Source organism: Mycobacterium sp. 852002-53434_SCH5985345 (genome assembly GCF_001667155.1).
GTDB lineage: Bacteria > Actinomycetota > Actinomycetes > Mycobacteriales > Mycobacteriaceae > Mycobacterium.
This window is the reverse complement of sequence record NZ_LZIE01000076.1, coordinates 1-19,859: the sequence shown is the minus strand read 5'-3', so window position 1 is coordinate 19,859 and position 19,859 is coordinate 1. Positions and strand designations below refer to the sequence as shown.

At 68.1% G+C, this 19,859-nt stretch carries 17 protein-coding genes and 2 pseudogenes; 7 read left to right on the top strand and 12 right to left on the bottom strand.

Annotated elements, in window-relative coordinates:
* The first annotated feature begins 14 nt into the window (after window positions 1–14).
* From A5756_RS19840 to A5756_RS19830, 3 genes are read left to right on the top strand one after another with little or no spacing between them, the layout of a single operon-like run.
* Window positions 15–983: a hypothetical protein gene (locus A5756_RS19840; protein ID WP_066956357.1), complete on the top strand. Its 969-nt coding sequence runs from the start codon at window positions 15–17 to the stop codon at window positions 981–983.
* Window positions 980–1,309, top strand: a complete 330-nt coding sequence (locus tag A5756_RS19835; RefSeq protein WP_066956354.1) for a hypothetical protein — start codon at window positions 980–982, stop codon at window positions 1,307–1,309. The genes A5756_RS19840 and A5756_RS19835 overlap by 4 nt, the downstream gene beginning before the upstream one ends.
* Complete coding sequence (locus A5756_RS19830; protein WP_066956352.1) at window positions 1,306–3,159, top strand: GMC family oxidoreductase N-terminal domain-containing protein; 1,854 nt, start codon at window positions 1,306–1,308, stop codon at window positions 3,157–3,159. Before A5756_RS19835 ends, A5756_RS19830 begins: the two co-directional genes overlap by 4 nt.
* Window positions 3,160–3,206: 47 nt before the next feature.
* Here A5756_RS19830 and A5756_RS26735 read toward each other — a convergent pair.
* The 4 genes and pseudogenes from A5756_RS26735 to A5756_RS19810 all read right to left on the bottom strand — a co-directional run.
* A pseudogene (locus tag A5756_RS26735) lies at window positions 3,207–3,380 on the bottom strand (PE/PPE C-terminal domain-containing protein); the annotation flags it as partial.
* Between the two features lie 22 nt (window positions 3,381–3,402).
* The gene (locus A5756_RS26650; protein ID WP_066956346.1) at window positions 3,403–4,641 is read right to left on the bottom strand and encodes a PPE family protein; all 1,239 of its coding nucleotides are present in this window, start codon (window positions 4,639–4,641) and stop codon (window positions 3,403–3,405) included.
* 165 nt (window positions 4,642–4,806) lie between these two features.
* Window positions 4,807–7,743, bottom strand: coding sequence for an RND family transporter (locus tag A5756_RS19815; protein ID WP_066956343.1), 2,937 nt, complete (start codon window positions 7,741–7,743; stop codon window positions 4,807–4,809).
* Complete coding sequence (locus A5756_RS19810) at window positions 7,740–8,162, bottom strand: MmpS family transport accessory protein (protein ID WP_197505477.1); 423 nt, start codon at window positions 8,160–8,162, stop codon at window positions 7,740–7,742. Before A5756_RS19810 ends, A5756_RS19815 begins: the two co-directional genes overlap by 4 nt.
* A gap of 554 nt (window positions 8,163–8,716) precedes the next feature.
* Between A5756_RS19810 and A5756_RS25585 the strand changes: the two genes are divergently transcribed.
* Window positions 8,717–8,935: a ferric uptake regulation protein gene (locus A5756_RS25585; protein WP_082948393.1), complete on the top strand. Its 219-nt coding sequence runs from the start codon at window positions 8,717–8,719 to the stop codon at window positions 8,933–8,935.
* 75 nt (window positions 8,936–9,010) lie between these two features.
* Here A5756_RS25585 and regX read toward each other — a convergent pair whose 3' ends face one another.
* The 6 genes and pseudogenes from regX to A5756_RS19780 form a co-directional block, all read right to left on the bottom strand.
* The gene (regX, locus tag A5756_RS19805; RefSeq protein WP_007167631.1) at window positions 9,011–9,694 is read right to left on the bottom strand and encodes a two-component sensory transduction protein RegX; all 684 of its coding nucleotides are present in this window, start codon (window positions 9,692–9,694) and stop codon (window positions 9,011–9,013) included.
* A 49-nt stretch (window positions 9,695–9,743) separates the two neighbouring features.
* Window positions 9,744–10,958, bottom strand: coding sequence for a cell wall metabolism sensor histidine kinase WalK (locus A5756_RS19800; protein ID WP_156659683.1), 1,215 nt, complete (start codon window positions 10,956–10,958; stop codon window positions 9,744–9,746).
* Between the two features lie 153 nt (window positions 10,959–11,111).
* A complete protein-coding gene (locus A5756_RS19795; RefSeq protein ID WP_066956333.1) occupies window positions 11,112–11,861 on the bottom strand; it encodes a phosphoglyceromutase in 750 nt (249 codons plus the stop codon).
* A 97-nt stretch (window positions 11,862–11,958) separates the two neighbouring features.
* Window positions 11,959–12,493, bottom strand: a pseudogene (locus tag A5756_RS19790) (YbjN domain-containing protein); the annotation flags it as partial.
* Window positions 12,490–13,791, bottom strand: a complete 1,302-nt coding sequence (gene mshA, locus A5756_RS19785) for a D-inositol-3-phosphate glycosyltransferase (RefSeq protein ID WP_231989259.1) — start codon at window positions 13,789–13,791, stop codon at window positions 12,490–12,492. The gene mshA and the pseudogene A5756_RS19790, both read right to left, overlap by 4 nt.
* Before the next feature lie 29 nt (window positions 13,792–13,820).
* Window positions 13,821–15,071 (bottom strand): ROK family transcriptional regulator, encoded by a 1,251-nt coding sequence (locus A5756_RS19780; protein ID WP_231989263.1) that lies wholly within the window; start codon window positions 15,069–15,071, stop codon window positions 13,821–13,823.
* A 243-nt stretch (window positions 15,072–15,314) separates the two neighbouring features.
* Between A5756_RS19780 and A5756_RS19775 the strand changes: the two genes are divergently transcribed.
* Window positions 15,315–16,064 carry an SDR family NAD(P)-dependent oxidoreductase gene (locus tag A5756_RS19775; protein WP_066956323.1) on the top strand — a complete coding sequence of 250 codons (750 nt, stop codon included), beginning with the start codon at window positions 15,315–15,317 and terminating at the stop codon, window positions 16,062–16,064.
* Here A5756_RS19775 and A5756_RS19770 read toward each other — a convergent pair.
* Both A5756_RS19770 and A5756_RS19765 read right to left on the bottom strand, forming a co-directional pair.
* Entirely contained in the window at window positions 16,048–17,421 is a 1,374-nt protein-coding gene (locus A5756_RS19770; RefSeq protein WP_197505479.1) for an Ig-like domain-containing protein, read from the bottom strand. The genes A5756_RS19775 and A5756_RS19770 overlap by 17 nt on opposite strands.
* 33 nt (window positions 17,422–17,454) lie before the next feature.
* Complete coding sequence (locus tag A5756_RS19765; RefSeq protein ID WP_066956317.1) at window positions 17,455–18,552, bottom strand: UDP-N-acetylmuramate dehydrogenase; 1,098 nt, start codon at window positions 18,550–18,552, stop codon at window positions 17,455–17,457.
* 26 nt (window positions 18,553–18,578) lie between these two features.
* Between A5756_RS19765 and A5756_RS19760 the strand changes: the two genes are divergently transcribed.
* Complete coding sequence (locus A5756_RS19760) at window positions 18,579–19,103, top strand: DUF2505 domain-containing protein (RefSeq protein ID WP_066956314.1); 525 nt, start codon at window positions 18,579–18,581, stop codon at window positions 19,101–19,103.
* Between the two features lie 25 nt (window positions 19,104–19,128).
* Window positions 19,129–19,859: carbon-nitrogen hydrolase family protein (locus A5756_RS19755; RefSeq protein ID WP_066956311.1), on the top strand; the 731-nt coding region annotated here is incomplete at its 3' end.

Here is a 19,859-nt window from a genome sequence, read left to right as displayed (position 1 = left end):
ACGGAAGGTGAGCAATGGACGGCGAGATGCGATCGGCGGCGGCCCCGCGCTGGCGCGGCAAGGCCGGGCGCCTGGAGGTCTGGTACGCCACCCTCTCGGATCCGGTGACGCGCGCCGGCCTATGGGTGCACTGCGAGACGGTGGCCCCGCTGGCCGGCGCCGACGATGCCTACGCGCACGGCTGGGCCACCTGGTTTGCCCCCGACGGGCCGCCACGCACCGAGCGGTTCGGGCCCGTGCCCGCCCGGCCCGCCGCCGGCCCCTGGTGGTTCGACGCCGAGGGCGTGCGCGTGGGTGACGAACGGCTGAGCGGACGCGCCGGGTCACTCGCCTGGGATCTGTCCTGGACCGACACCGGCGCACCGCTGTGGACGTTTCCCCGCGCCGCCTGGGAGCGCGAGCTGCTGCCGGGCGCCCAGGTCGTCCTGGCCCCCACCGCCGACTTCACCGGCTCACTGACCATCAACGACGCCGCCGCGCGCATCGAGGGGTGGCGCGGCGGCGTCGCCCACATCTACGGGCACGGCAATGCCAAACGCTGGGGATGGGTCCATGCCGACCTCGGCAATGGCGACGTGTGCGAGGCGGTCACCGCCGTATCGCACAAGCCGGGCCTGAACAGGCTGGCGCCGCTGGCGTTCGTTCGATTTCGGATCGACGGAAAGGATTGGCCTGCAAGCCCTTTAACAAGCCGCCTGCCGTCACTGCGGATGCGCACGACGCTCGGCGTGGCGCACTGGCAGCTGGAGGGACGCATCGGCGGTCGCCGGGTGCTCATCCGGATCGACCAGCCGGCGGAGCGGTGCGTGAGCCTGCAATACACCGATCCCGACGGCGGCAAGGCGGTGTGCACCAACACCGAACAAGCCGACGTCCACATCGAGATCGACGACCGGCACTGGTCGGTGCTGGGCACCGGGCATGCCGAGGTGGGCTTGCGCGGCCGCGCGGCACCCGACGTCAACGAAAGGATTCCGAAATGAGCTTTCTGCTGGACCCACCACTGCTATTTGCCTCCGGCGTGCTCATCGAGCGGCGGCTGCCCGCCGACCGTCGCGATGTCGCCGAGGCCGCCACGCTGGGTGTCTTCTTCGGCGGGTCGTTCGGGCTGTACAACAACGTCCCCGGATTGGGATTGTTGTGGCGGCCCTTCCGTGCCCGCAATGGTCGCGACTTCATGTGGAACAGCGGGGTTTTCGGCGTGAATACCGCTGAAGCGGACTGGCCCCTGCACGCCGCGGCGGGCGCCATCTTCGCCACCTATCCGTTCTTCATCAAGATGGGCCGCCGGCTCGCGCGGGTGATATGAGCCTGGTCGCGTCGTTCGGGAGCGCCCTACTACCGGAGGAATATGGCGGCCCGACACCGCCCGAGCTGACCGATCGCGTCGAGCGATATCTGCGGCAGCTGCCGACGACATCGCGGGTCGCGATGCGCGCCGGGATGTTCGCGCTGGCCGCGGCGAGCTACGTCACCACCGGCCGGTCACTGCCCCGGCTCGGCCCCGATCGGCGCGAGCAGGTGGTGCGGCGCGTCGCCGCGCTGAGCCCAGACGCCGGCGCGGCCGTCGAGGCCATGAAGGCGGTTGTGCTCTTGGCCAACGGCGCGGAAACCTATGCGCCGGAACTGCTTTCGCATGCCAAAGAGCACGGAACGGCCCGGCGCGACGCGACGTTGAACGTCGTCTCCTCGGCCGAGAGCGGTTCGGTCGTCACCGCGGATGCGGTGATTGTGGGGTCCGGTGCCGGCGGCGCGATGGTGGCCCGCACCCTGGCGCGGGCCGGGCTGGACGTCGTCGTTCTCGAGGAGGGGCGCCGGTGGACGGTCGAAGAATTCCGCACCACTCATCCCATCGACCGCTACGCCGGGTTGTACCGCGGCGGCGGGGCCACCATCGCCCTCGGACGTCCGTCAGTCGTGCTGCCCATCGGGCGGGCGGTCGGCGGCACCACGGTGGTGAACTCCGGCACCTGCTACCGCCCGCCGGCAGAAGTGCAGCGGCGCTGGCGTGACGAGTTCGGGCTCGCCCTGGCCGATTCGGACCGGCTGACCGAGCGCCTCGACGACGTCGAGCACACCCTGCGGGTCGCCCCGGTGCCGCTGGAAGTCATGGGCCGCAACGGGCGGCTGCTGCTGGACGCCGCCGCCACACTGGGCTGGCGGGCGGCGCCCATTCCGCGCAACGCGCCGGGCTGCGAAGGCTGTTGCCAGTGCGCGATCGGCTGTCCCCGCAATGCCAAGTTCGGCGTGCACCTCAACGCGCTGCCCGAGGCGTGCGCGGCGGGTGCGCGGATCATCTCCGATGCCCGCGTCGAGCGGGTGTTGCATCGGCACGGGCGCGCCCGGGGAGTGCGGGCCCGCCGGGCCGACGGCACGGCCCTGGACGTCCTGGCCGACACGGTACTCGTGGCGGCCGGCGCCACCGAAACGCCAGGGCTGTTGCGGCGGAGCGACTTCGGTGCGCATCCGCGGCTCGGCCGCAACCTGGCGCTGCATCCGGCGACAATGCTCGCCGGACGTTTCGAGGACGACGTCGTCGCCTGGCACGGGGTGCTGCAAAGCGCCGCGGTTCACGAGCTTCACGAATCACACGGCGTGCTGATCGAGGCGACATCGACCCCACCCGGCATGGGTTCGATGGTGTTTCCCGGCTATGGCGCCGAGCTGCTCGGCTGGCTGGACACCGCACCCCGGGTGGCGACGTTCGGTGCGATGGTGGCCGATCGCGGCGTCGGCTCGGTGTCCTCGGTGCGTGGTGAAACGCTGGTGCGCTACAACATCTCCCGCGCCGACATCGCCAAGCTCGTCGTCGCAATCGAGGCCATGGGCCGGCTGTTGTTCGCGGCGGGCGCGACCGAGGTGCTCACCGGTTTACCGGGGGCGACGACGGTGACGTCGCTGCCCGCCCTGCAGGACGCCCTGCGCCGTTGCGACCCAAAAGGCTTGCACCTGGCCGCCTTTCACCCGACCGGCACGGCCGCAGCCGGTGTCGACGCTCAGCTCTGTCCGGTCGACGAGACCGGGCGGCTGCGCGGCGTGGACGGGGTATGGGTCGCCGACGCCTCGATCCTGCCGAGCTGCCCGGAGGTCAACCCGCAGGTGTCGATCATGGCGCTGGCGTTGGGCGTGGCCGACGAAGTGCTGAGCGCACGCAGCTGATCGAGCGCCAGACCTGTCACCGTTGCCATGAGCGCCTCCTGGAACGTGCGCCCCGGCGCAGTGGCCTCGACGCTCAAAGCCGTTGAAGGCAGCGCCGGTTCGACCTGCGGGGCGGTCGCCGTCCAGGCCGCCGGCACGGACAGCGAACCGAGCGAGGCCGCCTCGCCGACCCCTGCGGACGGCGCGCCAACCCCGGACGAGGGGTGGAGCGGCCACTGCATGTCGCCTCTTGCCACGATTTACCTACCCTGAACCGGCGGCTGCCAGGTCGGCGCCCGAAATGGTTCGAGCCCACTCCAACAACCCATCCGCGTCGAGCTGAGGCTGAATGCCTGCGGTACCCGCCAGGCCTGGCGAGGCCAGCCCGCCTACCGCGACCCCCAATGCGCCCGGCGAGCTGGGGATGGGGGTGACGGAGGCGATGCTGACGGTGCCGAAGACGTTGGTGATGGACGCGCCGGCGGGGCCGGCGATAGCGGTGGCGGTGTTCCCGAAGGTTTCGATGGCGACCTGTTCCCCGCCGACAACGGGGAGCGTGGCCGAGCCGTTGACGAGGCTGACCAGGACCTCCTGGAACGATCCCGGGGTGAGGACGAGTGGGGCGGAGTCGGCAGTGACGTCAACACCGCTAGGAATCAGAACACCGCCCTCGGAACAGTCGATCAACGTGTGAATTGTGCTGCCCGGGTTGACGATAACGGAGCCGAAACTGATCAGATTTGTTCCGGAGCCCGTGATCGTGATCGAGCCGCTGTTGACGGACATGCCGGTGTCGGTGCCGATGGCGATGGTGTCACCCGGCGCGACGGTGACGGTTTCGCCGGGAGCGACGGGCCCGACGGTGTCGGCGGTGGTGGAGCTGAGGGTGTGCATCGTGGTGTTGGTCGAGGCCACCTGCTGTGTGACGTTGCCGGCGGCCTGCGCCACCGGCTGGGCCTGGGCGCCCTGCGCCGCCGGGTTGGTGGTCTGCGGCGGCTCGTCGAACGGGGTCAGGGTGCTGGCGGTCTCGGACGCGGCGGCATACCCATACATCGCCGTGGCGTCTTGTACCCACATCTGCATGTATTGGGCTTCGGTGGCCGCGATCGCCGGGGCGTTCTGGCCGAAGAAATTGGTCGCGATCAGCGCCAGCAGCTGCACCCGGTTGGCCGCGATCACCGGCGGGGGCACCGTCATCGCGAACGCCGCCTCATAGGCCGCGGCCGCCGCGTAAGCCTGGGCGGCGGTCTGCGCGGCCTGAGCAGCGGCAGTCGACAGCCATTCCACATAGGGGGTGGCCGCGGCCGTCATGAGCAGCGACGAGGGGCCGGACCACGCCTGGCCGGTCAGTCCGGCCAGCTCGGCCGCATAGCCGCCGGCGGTGGACTCCAGCTCGGCGGCCAGCGCGTCCCAACCGGCCGCCGCCGCGAGCATCGGCCCCGCCCCCGGGCCTGCATACATCAGCCCGGAGTTGACCTCCGGAGGCAGCGACGCAAAGTCCATGTCGTCAGTCCTCTCCGCGGCAGCCGGCAGGGGTTGTTTTCAACACCCATAGAATAGTTTTTCAACGGCCATAGAATAACGCCGGCGGTGTTCGGGCACCAGCGATTGGCACAAACGGCGGGGGAAACTCGAGCCGTGTCCGGGTTAGACGGTCGGCGTCGCGTGCTACGTCTGCGGATCCGGCGCGATCGCGTGCCGCGGCTGGTACAGCAGTGCACGGACCAGCGGGCGCGGCCCGACCGACCGAAGCATCTGACTGGCTGGGCGGACTCGTACCCGCTTCGGCCACCAGAACCAACGTCCCATCACCGTCATGATCGACGGCGTGATGAGTGATCGGACGACGAAGGTGTCGAACATCAAGCCGAGCCCGATCGTCGTGCCGAACTGGCCGATCGCCCGCAGATCGCTGGTGATCATCGTGGCCATGGTGACGGCGAACACCAGACCGGCCGCGGTCACCACCGGGCCGGTCAGACCCATCCCGCGGATGAGTCCGGTCTTCAGGCCGGCACCGATCTCCTCTTCGATTCGGGACACCAGCATCAGGTTGTAGTCCGACCCCACCGCCAAGAGCACAATCAACGCGAATTCTGTTGCCACCCAATGCAACTGGAAATGCAGAAGGTGCTGCCAGATCAGTGTCGAGAACCCGAACGCCGCCCCCAGCGACATCACGATCGTGCCGACGATCACGCCGGCGGCGACCAACGCGCGGGTGACTATCACCATGATGATGAAGATGAGCACGATCGAGGCCACCCCGGCGATCATCAGGTCGAACTTCGCGCCGTTGGCGATGTCGTAAAACGTTGCGGCCGTACCGCCGAGGTAAATGTCGGCGTTTTGCAGCGAGGTGAGTTTCAGCGCCTCCTTGGCTGCTTGGCGCTCCTTGTCGACGGACGAGATTCCCTGCGTCGTCGCCGGATCCACTGCATGGGTGATGATGAAGCGAGCGGCCTTGCCGTCCGGTGACACCATCAAACGCAATCCCAGCTGGAAGTCCGGGTTGTCGAAAATCTCGGGCGGCAGGTAGAAGAGGCTCTCGATCTGAGAGTCGTTGAAGGACTTGCCCATCACGGCGTTGGTATCGGTCAGCCGGTCGAACTGATCGATCAGATTGTCGAAGGTGCTGTAGATGGTCAGCGTCGTGTCGCGGATCGATTTCGAGACAGCGATGTTCTCGGGAATGATCGCCAGCAATTCGCGGGTGGCCGCAGCCGTGTTGGTGAGGTCGCTGGTGAGGGCGTGAAACTTTTCGGCCAGTTGATCGAACCCGTCCAAGGCGTCGAACAGGCTTCGTAACGACCAGCAAATCGGGATGTCGTAGCAGTGCCTCTCCCAGTAGAAGTAACTGCGGATCGGTCTCCAGAAGTCGTCGAAATCCGCGATGTGGTCCCGGATCTCGTCCGTGATGGCCGCCGTCTCCCCCGTGGTTTTCGAGCTGTCGTCCGCGGCGTCCGCGAGCTTCTGGGTCACCGCGTACTGGCGCTCCAACAGGGCGATCTGGGTGTCGAGGAAGCCCGTGATTTTCTTGATATCGCCGACGCGGGCCTTCAGGTAATTGAGGTTGTCGCGGATCGGCGCGGTTTGCACACTGAGCTGGAACGGAACGGATCCGTCTTGGATCGGCGGCCCGAGGGGTCTGGTGATGCTCTGCACCCGTTCGATGCCGGGCACCCGGAAGATGGCTCCGGCAATCTTGTCCAGGACCAGCATGTCGGTGGGATTGCGCAGATCGTGGTCCGATTCGATCATCAGCAGGTCCGGGTTCAGGCGGGCCTGGGTGAAGTGTTGATCGGCCGCGTCATACGCCTGAACCGAGGACGCACTCTTCGGTAGGTAGTACAGGTCGTTGTAGCGCGGGTTGAAGCCCATCAAGCCCAGGGCGCCGACGATCGCCAGGATGACGGAGGTGGCGAGGATGGGTGCCGGCCATCGCACGATTGCGGTCGCCAGGCGGCGCCACCGGGTGTAGTTGAACTTTCGCTTCGGATCGAAAAGACCGAAGCCGCTAGCGAATGCGATCAGTGCCGGGGTGAGGGTCACCCCGGCGGCCACCACCACCAGCAGACCGATCGCGCACGGAAACGCCAGCGAACTGAAATAGGGCAGCCTGGTGAAATGCAGACATGCCAGCGCCCCGACGATCGTCAAACCCGAACCCAGCACTACCTTGCTGACCCCGGCGAAGGTGTCGTAGTAGGCGGCTTCGCGGTCTAGTCCCCGTTCGCGGGCCTCCTGGTAGCGGCCGACCATGAAGATCGCGTAGTCGGTACCCGCGGCGATCGCCAATGCCGTCAGCAGGTTGACGGCAAAGGTGGAAAGCCCCATGATGCCCGTGTCGCCCAGCAGCGACACCACGCCTCGGCCGGTGGCCAGTCCGACGAACAGAATCACCATCGTCAGCAGCACAGTGCCGATGGACCGATAGACGAACATCAGCATGACCGCGATGATGACGATGGTGATGATCGTCATCTTGAACAGGCTCGCGTTGCCCACGACGATCGTGTCGTCGGTCAGGGCTCCCTGACCCGCGACGTAGGCCTTGACCCCAGGCGGCGGCTTCGAGTCCGCGACGATCTTGCGAACCGCGTCAACCGACTTGTCGCCGACGGCGCCGCCCTGGTCACCGCGCAGGTTGACCTGGACGTAGGCGGACTTGTGGTCATAGCTCTCGACACCCGAAGCCGTAAACCGCTGCCCCCAGAAATTCAGCGCGTGCTCGACGTGTTCGGTGTCCTGCTTCAGCTTCTTGACCAGATCGTCGTAATACCGGTGAGCGTCCTCGCCGAGAGGCTTGTCACCGACCAGGGTCACCAGGACGAGGTTGTCGGAGTCGTACTCCTTGAATTTCTCCCCGATGTGCTTCATCCCGGTCACCGACGGCGCGTCGGACGGGGAGAGCGGCACCGAGACGTCCTCGGCGACCTTCTCCAACTGTGGGACGAAGACATTGACGCCGACCGCGATCAGCAGCCAGGTCACGACGATCGGCAGCGCCAGAACGCGGATGGTGCGGGCCAGTCGCGGTTTGCGCTCGACTTCGGTGCGTTGCGCGACGGGGATTTCGTCCGTGTCGCTCGTGTCGTCGGTCATGCGGACTTGTCCAAGCAGGAGACCTGCGCGTCACGGGTGTTGACCTGTTCTTGATCGACCAATTTGCCGTCGACGGTGATCCGGCAGCCGATGGAGGGTCCGTCACCCTGGGCCACGACGTAGGCGAAGATGCCGGGCATCTCGGCGACGATCGTCTGCGACCACGGCAACGTGGTGAAGTTCGCCTTCTGCGGTTGTGCGTCCGCATCCATCCAGTTGACGACGCCGGTCGTCCCGGGCGGTCCCAGGATCTCGTAGATGGCGGTCTTGGCCGCGTACGGCGGGGTCGCATCGCGCGGATCGGGCTTGGGCAGGCCGGGTCCCGGGAAGACGCCGCTGAGTCGGTCCACCGCCACGCCGCCGATCACCGCTGCCACGACCACGACCAGCGCGACCCATCCCCGCTTGAGAAGAGTCAACACCGTTCCCCCCGACCACGATTGCCCGACGGGCTGATGTTAAGACACTTCATCTGTTCAGGCATTTCGTCGCGTGCGCCACGGCTATCCCGAACGCCATGGTTGCCGAATTAATTCCTGCGGTGCGCCGTCGTGTCGTAACGATGTCGCCGCCCTGGCCGTGACCGCACCGCTCGTCGTACCACACCTGATCCGTTTTCTCCGCGACGACGCGGCACCATGGTGGTCACTCGCGTGTGCATGGCAACAACCGTGTTGCCAAGGCGAAAGACACTCGGGACGGTAGCTTTCGCCGGAGACACGGAAACGCTCTGCCCTGCAGGCTAATTCGTTGCGAGGCGCCGATTTACCGCCTATTGGCCTGTTGCGCGGTCGATTTCATCGAGATGACCGCGCAGTGGTGTCGATTGCGGCGCAAGCGGCAACGGACCGACTGAATTAGTTTCAGAAAGTAATTCGCTGGCGCAGACGCCTTTGCGTCGAATACACCCGGGTGCGATTTGTCGATCTGAAACCGGCACCGATTTGGGGCCGTGGCGCGTACCCTGACCGATATGGCCACCAAGACCAAGGTCAGGACCTGCGTACATTGCGGCCACACGTTCGATCCGAGCGACCGACACCGCGACCTGTCCGATCCGGGCTGGCTTCCGGCCGCGTCAATTTATTGTTCGCATGAATGCAGTGACCGGTTCCATTGCGATATGGCGCATTGCTGCTCGACCCGCGCGAAAGAAAAGACTCGTCGCAAAGGCGCCAAGGCGGCGCGGTAATCCGCGCTTCGACCGAATCTTTCGGCACGAAAGCCGGATATTCCCGGCTATCGAGCCTGCACTGTTCGGGCCGGTCTAGCCCTCGAGCTTGTAGCCCAGCCCCCGCACGGTCACCAGGTGGACGGGGTTGGCCGGGTCGGCTTCGATCTTGGACCGCAACCGCTTGACGTGGACGTCGAGCGTCTTGGTGTCGCCGACGTAATCGGCGCCCCACACCCGGTCGATCAACTGTCCGCGCGTCAACACCCGACCGCTGTTGCGCATCAGGTACTCCAGCAAGTCAAACTCCTTGAGCGGCAACGTGATCGTATCGCCGTTGACTGAGACGACGTGTCGCTCGACGTCCATCCGTACCGGTCCGGACTCGAGCACACCGTCGCTGATTTCGGAATCGTCGTCACCGCCACGGCGGAGCACCGCGCGGATCCGTGCGATCAGCTCACGCGCCGAATACGGCTTGGTCACATAGTCATCGGCGCCCAGCTCCAACCCGACGACCTTGTCGATCTCGCTGTCGCGTGCGGTCACCATGATCACCGGCACGCTGGAACGAGCGCGGAGCTGCTTGCACACGTCGGTCCCCGACATGCCGGGCAGCATCAGATCGAGCAGCACGATGTCGGCGCCCCCACGATCGAACTCGGCCAACGCGGCTTGCCCATCGGTTACGACCGTGGCCTCGAAGCCCTCCTTGCGCAACAGGAATGCCAGCGGATCGGCCAGCGACTCCTCGTCCTCCACGATCAGCACACTGGTCATGCGCGCCACTCCTTCTCATCGCGATGCTCTGCATCGTCGTAAGCGCGGGTCATCGACTTAGTTCTTCCTCTCGTTGTGACCTGTTGGGCCGCACGTCGCGACCCGGCGGTTGCTCGGGTTGTTCGTCATTGTCCGTGTAGGCCGGAATCGACAGCGTGAATGTCGATCCGGTTCCCGGCTTGCTCCACACGCCGATGCTGCCGTTGTGGTTGGCCGCGACATGCTTGACGATGGCCAGGCCCAGCCCACTGCCGCCAGTGGCGCGCGAGCGTGCCTTGTCCCCCCGGAAGAACCGCTCGAAGACCCGCTCCTGGTCTTCCAACGCGATCCCGATGCCACGGTCGGTGACGGCGATCTCGATGTTGTCGCCGCGGCGCCGGCGGCTGATCGAGACCGGCGAACCGGGCGGCGAATAGGCGATCGCGTTGGACACCAGGTTGGCCAGCGCGGTGACCAGAAGCGTTTCGTCGCCCAGCACCCGCAAGCCGCTGGGCGCATCGGTGCGAATCTCGATATGCGCGTTGTCGGCCGCCACCTTGTGGCGTGAAATCGCCTCGGATACAACGGTATCCACGTCGACCTCGGTCACGTTGGGTAACCGCTCCGCGCCCTGCAGCCGGGACAGCTCGATCAGCTCGGCGACCATGTCCCCCAGCCGGTTGGCTTCGACGAGCACCCTCTCGGCAAAGCGGCGAACGGTTTCGGGGTCGTCGGCGGACGCCAACAGGGCCTCGGCGAGCAGGGCCATGGCGCCGACCGGGGTCTTGAGCTCGTGGCTGACGTTGGCCACGAAATCGCGCCTGGTCGCCTCCATGCGCGCATAGTCGGACTGGTCGTGGGCGAACACCACGGCGAACCGGCGGTCCTCTTCGCTGAGCAGCCGGGCCTGCCCGTGCACCGAGAGCCCGGACCGGCCCGCCGCCCGTTTGGCCGGCCGCAGGTCGAATTCGACGTCGACCCCGCTCAGCGCCTGCTGGGCCGCCTCCCACGCCTGGTCGTCAAGCTGCCGGTCGCGCACCAGGCCCAGTTCCCTGGCCCGGTCGTTGAGGTAGACGACGTCGCGGTGGGAATCCACCACCGCGACTCCAAGCGGCATCAGCGCGACGATGCGTTGCAGCATCTGCGCGACGGTGATCCCGGTCCATTCGGTGGTCGCTCGCTGCCGGCGAGCTTTCGGCGACAGCCGGGTCCCGGCTGCTACCCCTATGGCCAGCCCCAGCACGGACAAGACCCCGGCCAGCAACAGCGCCGAGAACACAGTCACATAGCAAATCCTACAAATCTTCCTGAACGCCGCCCTAGCGGAACGAGGCCAAAATCGGACAAGTCACACTTTGCGCTTCAGGTGTTCGACTCCCGTTAACGCGATGTTCGGCAAACAGGCCTTTAAAACTCGCCGTAGCCACCCGGCCCGGCGTTACCCGCGCCCCTGGCTGGCAACCGCCGCCGCGCCCGCGGCGGCCGCCTCCGGGTCGAGGTAGGTGCCGCCCGGCACCACCGGTTGCAGGTCGGCGTCCAGGTCGTAGCGCAGCGGAACGCCGGTCGGGATGTTCAGCCCGACGACATCGTCGTCGGACATCTGGTCGAGGTACTTGACCAGGGCCCGCAGCGAATTGCCGTGCGCGACGATCAACACCGTCTTGCCGCTGCGCAGGTCCGGGACGATGACGTCGGTGAAGTACGGCAGGAACCGGACCACCACGTCAGCCAGGCATTCGGTCAGCGGGCCGCCGCCGATGTTGGCGTACCGGGGGTCGGTGTCCTGGCTGAACCGGCTACCCCTCTCGATCGGCGGGGGCGGCGTGTCGTAGCTGCGCCGCCAGGCCATGAACTGCTCGTCGCCGTAGCGGGCCTTGGTCTCGGCCTTGTCCAGCCCCTGCAGCGCCCCGTAGTGCCGTTCGTTGAGCCGCCAGCTGCGCCGCACCGGGATCCACAGCCGGTCGACGGCGTCCAGCGTCAGGTGCGCGGTGGTGATCGCGCGGCGCAGCAGCGAGGTGTAGAGGACGTCGGGCAACAGGTTCTGTTCGGCCAGCAGCTCCCCGCTGCGCACCGCCTCGGCCCGGCCCTTTTCGGTCAGCCCGACGTCCACCCAACCGGTGAACAGGTTCAGGGCATTCCAGTCGCTCTCGCCGTGGCGCAGCAGCACCAGCGTGGCAGTGTCTCCCATGCGGGCTAGCTTATTCGTCGTCTTCGTCGATACTTGCTCGACTTCTCCTCATCGCGCTTCGCGCTCTGCATCGTCGTCTTCGTCGATACTTGCTCGACTTCTCCTCATCGCGCTTCGCGCTCTGCATCGTCGTCTTCGTCGATCAGGTGAGCGAACGCCTCGAGGTTCTTCAGCGATTCGCCGCGGGACACCCGCCACTCCCACTCTTTCTGTATCGACGAACGAAAACCCAACTCCAGCAACGTATTGAAGTCCGAATCCACCGCTTCGAGCACCTGCCCGAGCACTCGGTCGATCTCGTCGGCGTCCACCGACGCCAGCGACATGCGGCCCACCAGGTAGACGTCGCCGACCTTGTCCAGTGTGTAGGCGACCCCGTAGAGGCGGCGGTTCCGCTTGAGCAGGAAGCGGTAGACGCCCTCGTGGTTCTCGTCGGGCTTGCGGCACACGAACGCCTCGATGCGCACCGAATGCTCGCCGACGCTCAGGATGGTGTTGGTCTTGAGTTTGCGCTCGCCGGGCAGCTCCACCACCAGGCCGGACAGCCCGCCGTGCGCCCCCTCGTGTTTCGAGTACTCCAGACCGCTCGCCTGCAGCGCGTCCTCGATCACCTGCTCCACGGTCGACGTCATGCGCCCACGCCGCTTCGCTCGGCGGTGTACGCGCGGATCGCGCGCCGATAGCTGGCCAGCAGCGCGTCGGTGGTGTTGTCCCAGGAGAACGTGGCCGCGTGCTCGGCCGCCGCGCGGCTCATCGCCTCGGCCTGTGGCGCGCGCAGCCGCAGCACCCGGTCCAGGGCGTCCGCCCACTGGTCGACGTCGTGGCCGGACACCAGCGTGCCGGTGACCCCGTCGCGCACCGCCACCGGCAGACCACCGACCGCGGCGGCCACCACCGGCGTGCCACACGCCTGTGCCTCGACGGCTACCAGGCCGAACGACTCCGAGTAGCTGGGCACGGCGACCAGGTTGGCGGCCCGGAACAAGGTGGCCAGGTCCGTGCGGGACTGCGGGGGCAGGAAGGTAACCCGCGCCGCGATGCCGAGCTCGTCGGCCAGCCGCCGCAGCCCGTCCGGGGAGGCCATGCCGCTGCCCGACGGGCCGCCGGCCACCACGATGCGCACGCCCGGCAATTTCGCGGCGGCGCGCAGCACGATGTCGGGCGCCTTCAGCGGCTGGATCCGCCCGACGAACGCCACCACGTCTTCGTCGAGCGGCAACCCCAGCGCGGCCCGGGCCGCCCGGCGGTCGCCCGGGCGGAACACCTCGAGATCCACTCCCGGGTGGACGACGTCGATGCGCGCCGGGTCGGCGTGGTGGATGGAGATCAGTTGCCCGGCTTCATCGTCGGTGTTGACGATCAGGCGATCCGCCTCGTCGACGACCTGCTGCTCACCGACGGTGCGCAGCGGCGGCTCGGGCGCGTCACCCGCGGCCAGCGCCGCGTTCTTGACCGCGGCGAGTGTGTGTGCGGTGTGCACCAGCGGCACCGCCCAGCGGTCGCGGGCCAGCCAGCCGACCTGCCCGGACAGCCAATAGTGCGAGTGCACGATGTCGTAGTAACCCGGTTCGTGCGACGCTTCCGCGCGCAGCACCCCCGCGGCGAACGCGCACAGCTGGGTGGGCAGGTCGTATTTGTCCAGGCCCTCGAACGGCCCCGCGACCACGTTGCGCACCAGCACGCCGGGCGCGACCCGGGCGACGGGAGGGTCGGCGGACGCGGTGGCCCGGGTGAAGATCTCGACCTCGATGCCCCGCCGCGCCAGGTGCAGCGCCGTCTGCAGGACGTAGACGTTCATGCCCCCGGCGTCGCCGGTGCCCGGCTGGGCCAATGGTGAGGTGTGCACCGCCAACACTGCGACGCGGCGCGGTTTCAGCCGGAATACGTCATCGTGCCGCACTCTGTCATCTTTACAGGACGTTCCGCTCACCAGCCCAACGCCCAGGACATGGCTTCGCGCTAAGCGGAAGTCTCGTCGACGGCGACGTCGCGCAGCCGCGGATTCAGCGCCCCGGCCCGCCGCATCGCCCCGAGCGGATCGGCGTACAGCCCGCCCAGCGACACGGTCCCCGCGCCCGCCTCCTGGACCCGGTTGCCGAAGACGGTGACGCGGATATCGCGCGGCGGCAACACCGAGCGCTCGGCGAACGCCGCCTCCACGTGCTCCATCGCCTCGGGGTACTCGGTGAAGGCCTGGCCGCCGACGACCAGTTCGTCGGGGTTGAGCATGTCGCGCAGCAACGCCACCGCCTCCCCGAGCACCCGGCCGCGCTCGTTCAGCAATTCTTTGGCCTGCTCGTTGCCGGCCCGGGCCAGCCGCAGCAGGTCGGCGATGCCGGCGGCCGGCGCGTTGGACCGGCCCGGTGAAGCGAACGGGAGGACCCGCAGCCTGCGGGCGGCGGCCAGCACCGCCTCGTCGCTGACGGTGGATTCCAGTTGGCCGGTGCCGCCCAGCAGCTCGGAGTGGGCGGGCAGCGTCGCGATGGTGCCGGGGCCGCTGGCCGGGCAGTGCACCCGTCCGCCGATCACCAGCGCGTAGCCCACGGTCTCGCGGGCGTAGACGTAGAGACTGGTGGGCGAGCTGGGCAGGAATCGCCGCATGCCGAGCAGCAGCTCGGCCCCGGCCATGGCGTCGACGTGCGAGGCCACCGACACCGGCAGTCCCAGCGCGTCGGCCAGCACCGGACCGACCGGCGCCTGCCGCCAACCTAGCCGCGGGTGATCGACGTGACCGGTGGCGCTGTCGACGGTGCCGCCGATCGCGACGCCGACCCACAGCGGGCGGCGCCGATGCCAACGCCGCAGGTAACGAGCGGCGCTCTCGGCCAGCGAAGCCAGCGCGGGCCCGGCCGGGCTGAGCGGTGTCGGCGTCTCGACGGTGTCGAGCGTGCGACCGAACAGGTCGGTGGCCACGATGCTGGTGGTCCGGGCGCCGATGTGGATGCCCAGCGTCACGAACGGTTCGTGGTTGATCTCGACCGGCACGCGTGGGCGTCCGATCGCTCCGGAAACGGCCAGGTCGGCGCGCTCCCGCAGCAACCCGGCCTCGAGCAGGGCGATGACTTGGCGGTTGACCGTCGCAATGCTCAGCGAGGTGACGCCTGCGATGACGTCACGCCCGACGGGGCCGCGCAATCGGACGGCCCGGAACACCGAGGCCGCCGCCGAGTCGGCGATGTGCAGTGCCGGCGGCACGATTTGACGACGCACCGACCGGTGGCCCTTGTAGCTGGCACGGGCGGGCGGATGAAGAGTCTGGGTGAGGGTATTCGAGCGCACGAGCGTCCTTTGTCCGATTTTTGTTGGCCGTCACTGGCCACGCCTGAAAAAGTCAGGAGCGGCAAAGTGCGCGACAACAACACGCACCCGCCGCGCAAAGACACGCGGCGGTGGTGCTGGACAGGGCGCTGAGGTGCACGAAGAAAATTTAGCACGCTCACTAAGGTTGTTTCTATGGTTGGAAACGTCAGGAATGAACGGGTCGCGGTGGTCACAGGCGCCAGCTCGGGAATCGGCGAGGCGACCGCCCAGACCCTCGCTGCGCAGGGCTTTCACGTGGTGGCGGTGGCGCGCCGGGCGGAGCGGATCAACGCCCTGGCTCGGGAGATCGGCGGAACCGCGATTGTGGCCGACGTCACAGACGACGCGGCGGTCGCCGCCTTGGCCGACGAACTGGCCCGGGTGGACGTGCTGGTCAACAACGCCGGGGGCGCCCGCGGACTGGCACCGGTCGCCGATTCCGACTTCGAGCACTGGCGGTGGATGTGGGAGACCAACGTGCTGGGCACGCTGCGGGTCACCCGGGCGCTGCTGCCCAAACTCATTGACTCCGGCGACGGCCTGATCGTCACGGTGACTTCGGTTGCGGCACTTGAGGTTTACGACGGCGGCGCCGGATACACGGCGGCCAAACACGCCCAGGGAGCGCTGCACCGCACGCTGCGCGGCGAGCTGCTGGGTAAGCCGGTGCGGCTGACCGAGATCGCGCCCGGCGCGGTGGAGACCGAGTTTTCGCTGGTTCGCTTCGACGGCGATCAACAACGCGCCGACGCCGTCTACACCGGCCTCACACCGCTGGTTGCCGCCGATGTCGCCGAGGTGATCGGCTTCGTGGCCTCGCGGCCGCCCCACGTCGACCTCGACCTGATCGTCATGAAGCCGCGCGACCAGGCGTCGGCCACCCGGTTCAACCGCCGGGGCTAGTCGCCGGGCTGGACGAGGTGGTTGTCGTGGTGGGCGTGCCGGACAGGCTCGGCGCGGTCGACGGCGTGACCGGTGCGGTCACCGGAATCTGCGTGGACGGCGGGTGCGCGGTGGGAGGTGGGAGCGCCGACATGGCGACCCAGGTGTCCCAATCGACGGCCCAGTCCCAGAGGTCGCCGTCGGAATAGGACAGCTGGATCGAGCTCCCGGTCACTTCGACCGGGTCGCCGTACATCGCCGACCCGAAGTACTGCTCCGCGTCGCCGGTCGACAGGTTGATGCAGCCGTTGGTGACGTTGCTGTTGCCTTGCGCGCCGGCGCTCGACGGGTTGGCGTGGATGAACTCGCCGTTGTTGGAGATCCGCACCGCCCAGCGCTCGTGCACGTGGCTGTAGCCGGCGGCGGGGTTGGACATGTAGAAGTCGGCGTACTTCTCGGTGACGACGTGGATGCCGTTGCGGGTGACGTTGCGCGCCTTGTCGGCCTCGCCGTAGCTGCACGGGAAGTCCATGATGACGCCTTCGTCCCTGATCACCTGGATGCGGTGCGAGGTGACCTCGGCCTTGACCACCTGCCGGCGGCCGATCTGGATGTTCAGTGAGATGTCGTCGGCGCCGTAGGCGCTGTCGCCGAAGGGCAGGCCGTACAACTTGGCGTCGACGTTGACGGTGGTGCCCGCGGGGTAGTACTCGCGGGTGCGCCAGTGCACCCGGGCGCCCGCCGCTTCGTCGGGCAGCCACGCCCAACTGCCCTCGACGGGCGGATTCGTGGTGACGGTCAGCGCCTTCTCGACGGCGGCCTTGTCGGTGATCGGCGCGTCGAACTGGATGATGATCGGCGCCGCCACCCCGACGGTCTGGCCGTCGGCCAGCTGGAACGCCCCACCGATCTTCTTGGTGGGAGAAACCGTGGTGAACTTGCCCTTCACCGGGATCGCCTTGCCGTCGTGCCCGACGGCCGAGCCGCTCCACGTGTAGGTCGCGTCGTAGCCCAACGGCTCGGTGGTGCTGTAGACGGTGCGGTCGGAGTTGAACTTGCCCGCCACGGCCTTGCCCGCGGAATTCGTCAGCGCGACGTGCTGGAACCAGCCGTCGCTGATCTGGACGCTGATCGGCGCGATCGGCACCACGTTTTCGGTTGCATCGGCCGGCTGGAACTTCAGCTGCGGCGCGGGCTGCTCTTTCTTGTCGGCCTGCTTGGCCGTGGTGCCGCTACACGCGGCCAACAGGCTGGGGGCGAAGACCCCCAGTCCGAGGGCCGCCAAAGCCACACGCCGGTTGATCGGCGGCGGGGTGTGCGACGTGCTCACGAAAGTCAAAGATACCGGGCAAAATCCGCCAACCCCGCCGCGACAAATCGGGGCCGGGGCGGTCTTTCGCAGGATTCGGAGCTACAGCCTGCAGCCGAGCAGGACAGGCTCGGGTTGCAATGTGACACCAAACACATCACGAACCCCGTCGCGGATGACGCGGGCCAGTGCGATCACCTCGTCGGCGGTGGCGCCGCCGCGGTTGGTCAGCGCCAGCGCGTGCTTGGTGGACAGCCGGCATCGCGCCCCGGGATCGTCGGGATAACCCTTGGTGAAGCCGGCCCGCTCCACCAGCCAGCCCGCCGCCAGCTTGACGCCGTCGGGCGCCGGGTAGTGCGGAACGGCCTCGTGGACGCTCGCGGCCAGCCGCTCGTACACCTCGGGCGCAACCACCGGGTTGGTGAAGAACGACCCCACGCTCCAGGTGTCGTGGTCGTCCGGGTCGAGCACCATGCCCTTGCGGCCTCGCAGCGTCAAAACCGCCTCGCGGACCGCCCGCGGATCGGCCCGCTCACCGCCGCTCAGCCCCAGCGCGGCGGCCAGTTCGCCGTAGCGCAGCGGCGCACTGCGGCCCGATGCGTCCAGGGCGAACTCGACTTCCAGTACCACCCAAGGGGTTTCGGGCGCAGCCTGTTTGAACACGCTGGTGCGGTAGCCGAAGCCGAGCTCGCCGGCCGGCACCCAGCGCACCTGCCCGCTGCCGCGGTCCAGTACCCGGACCCGGGTGATGGTGTCGGAGACTTCCGCACCGTAGGCTCCGACGTTTTGCACCGGGGTGGCCCCGGCCGACCCGGGAATCCCGGACAGGCATTCCAGGCCGCCCAGACCGTGCTCAATGGCGCTGACCACGACGTCGTCCCACACCGCCCCCGCCTCGGCGCGCACCAGGGCGCCGTCGATGGTGATCGCGCTGTTGGCCAACCGAACGGCGGTCAGGTCGGCGCAGGTGTCGGCGATCACCAGGTTGGACCCGCCGGCGAACACCAGCACCGGGGCATGTTCTCCCGCAAGGCTTTCGGCATCCGCCCCCCGCACCGCGGCGATCACCTGTTCGGTGCTGGCGCAGGTGATCAGGCGGCGCGCGACCGGCCCCACCCGCAACGTCGTCAGCGGCGCGAGCGACACCGCCTCGGCGACATGCGCGCCGGCGAATGTCGAGCCGGCATCGCTGGATTTCATGGCCCGTAACGGTAGCCTCACCTGCTATGCCGCGTTCATTCGACTTGTCGGCCGACTACGACGGCAGCGTTGAAGAGGTGCATCGGGCGTTCACGGACGAGACCTATTGGCGGGCACGGCTGGCCGGGTCCGGTGTCGACCTCGCCACGCTGGAATCGATGCGGGTCGGCGGTGAAGCCGGGGACGACGACACCGTCGAGGTCGTCACCGTGCAGGTGATCCACAGTCACAAGTTGCCGGGGATGGTCACGCAGTTGCACAGCGGCGACCTCCGCATCAGGCGCGAGGAGATCTGGGGACCCGTCGCGGACGGCGCCGCGCAGGGCTTGGTCGTCGGCTCGATATTGGACGCCCCGGTGAAACTGAAGGGCACCGCCGCGCTCTCGACAATCGTGGAGACGGGCGGTGCCCGACTGACCTTCCGGGCCACCGTCCAGGTACGCGTCCCGATCATCGGCGGCAAGCTGGAGAACATCATCGGCACCCGACTGGCCGAGCTGGTGGCAGCGGAGCAGCGGTTCACCACGGAGTGGATCGCCAACACGGCCTAAGGACGCCGAGCCTAAGCTGGCGCCCATGCGAATCGCGTTGGCGCAGATCCTCAGCGGCACCGACCCGGCCGCCAACTTGGAGCTGGTGCGCGAGTACAGCGGCCGGGCCGCCGACGCCGGCGCGAAGCTGGTGGTGTTCCCGGAGGCGACCATGTGCCGGTTCGGCGTTCCGCTGGCGCCGATCGCCGAACCGGTCGACGGGCCGTGGGCGGCCGGGGTGCGGGGCGTCGCGGCCGATTGCGGCATCACGGTGGTTGCCGGCATGTTCACCCCGGCCGGGGACGGCCGGGTGAAGAACACGCTGATCGCGGCCGGTCCGGGCAGTCCCAACGAGCCGGACACGCACTACGACAAGATCCATCTCTACGACGCCTTCGGCTTCACCGAGTCACGCACCGTCGCACCCGGCCGCGAGCCGGTGGTGATCACGGTCGCCGGCGTGGGGGTGGGGCTGACGGTCTGCTACGACATCCGCTTCCCGGCCCTGTACACCGAGCTGGCCCGCCGCGGCGCCCAGCTGATCGCCGTCTGCGCATCGTGGGGCGCGGGGCCCGGCAAGCTCGACCAGTGGACGCTCTTGGCGCGGGCCCGCGCGCTCGATTCGATGAGCTACGTCGCCGCGGCCGGCCAGGCCGACCCGGGCGAGTCTCTGACCGGGTCGGGCGCGCCCACCGGGGTCGGCGGCAGCCTGGTGGCCTCCCCGTTCGGCGAGGTCGTCGCGTCGGCCGGCTCCGCGCCGCAGTTGGTGCTGGCCGA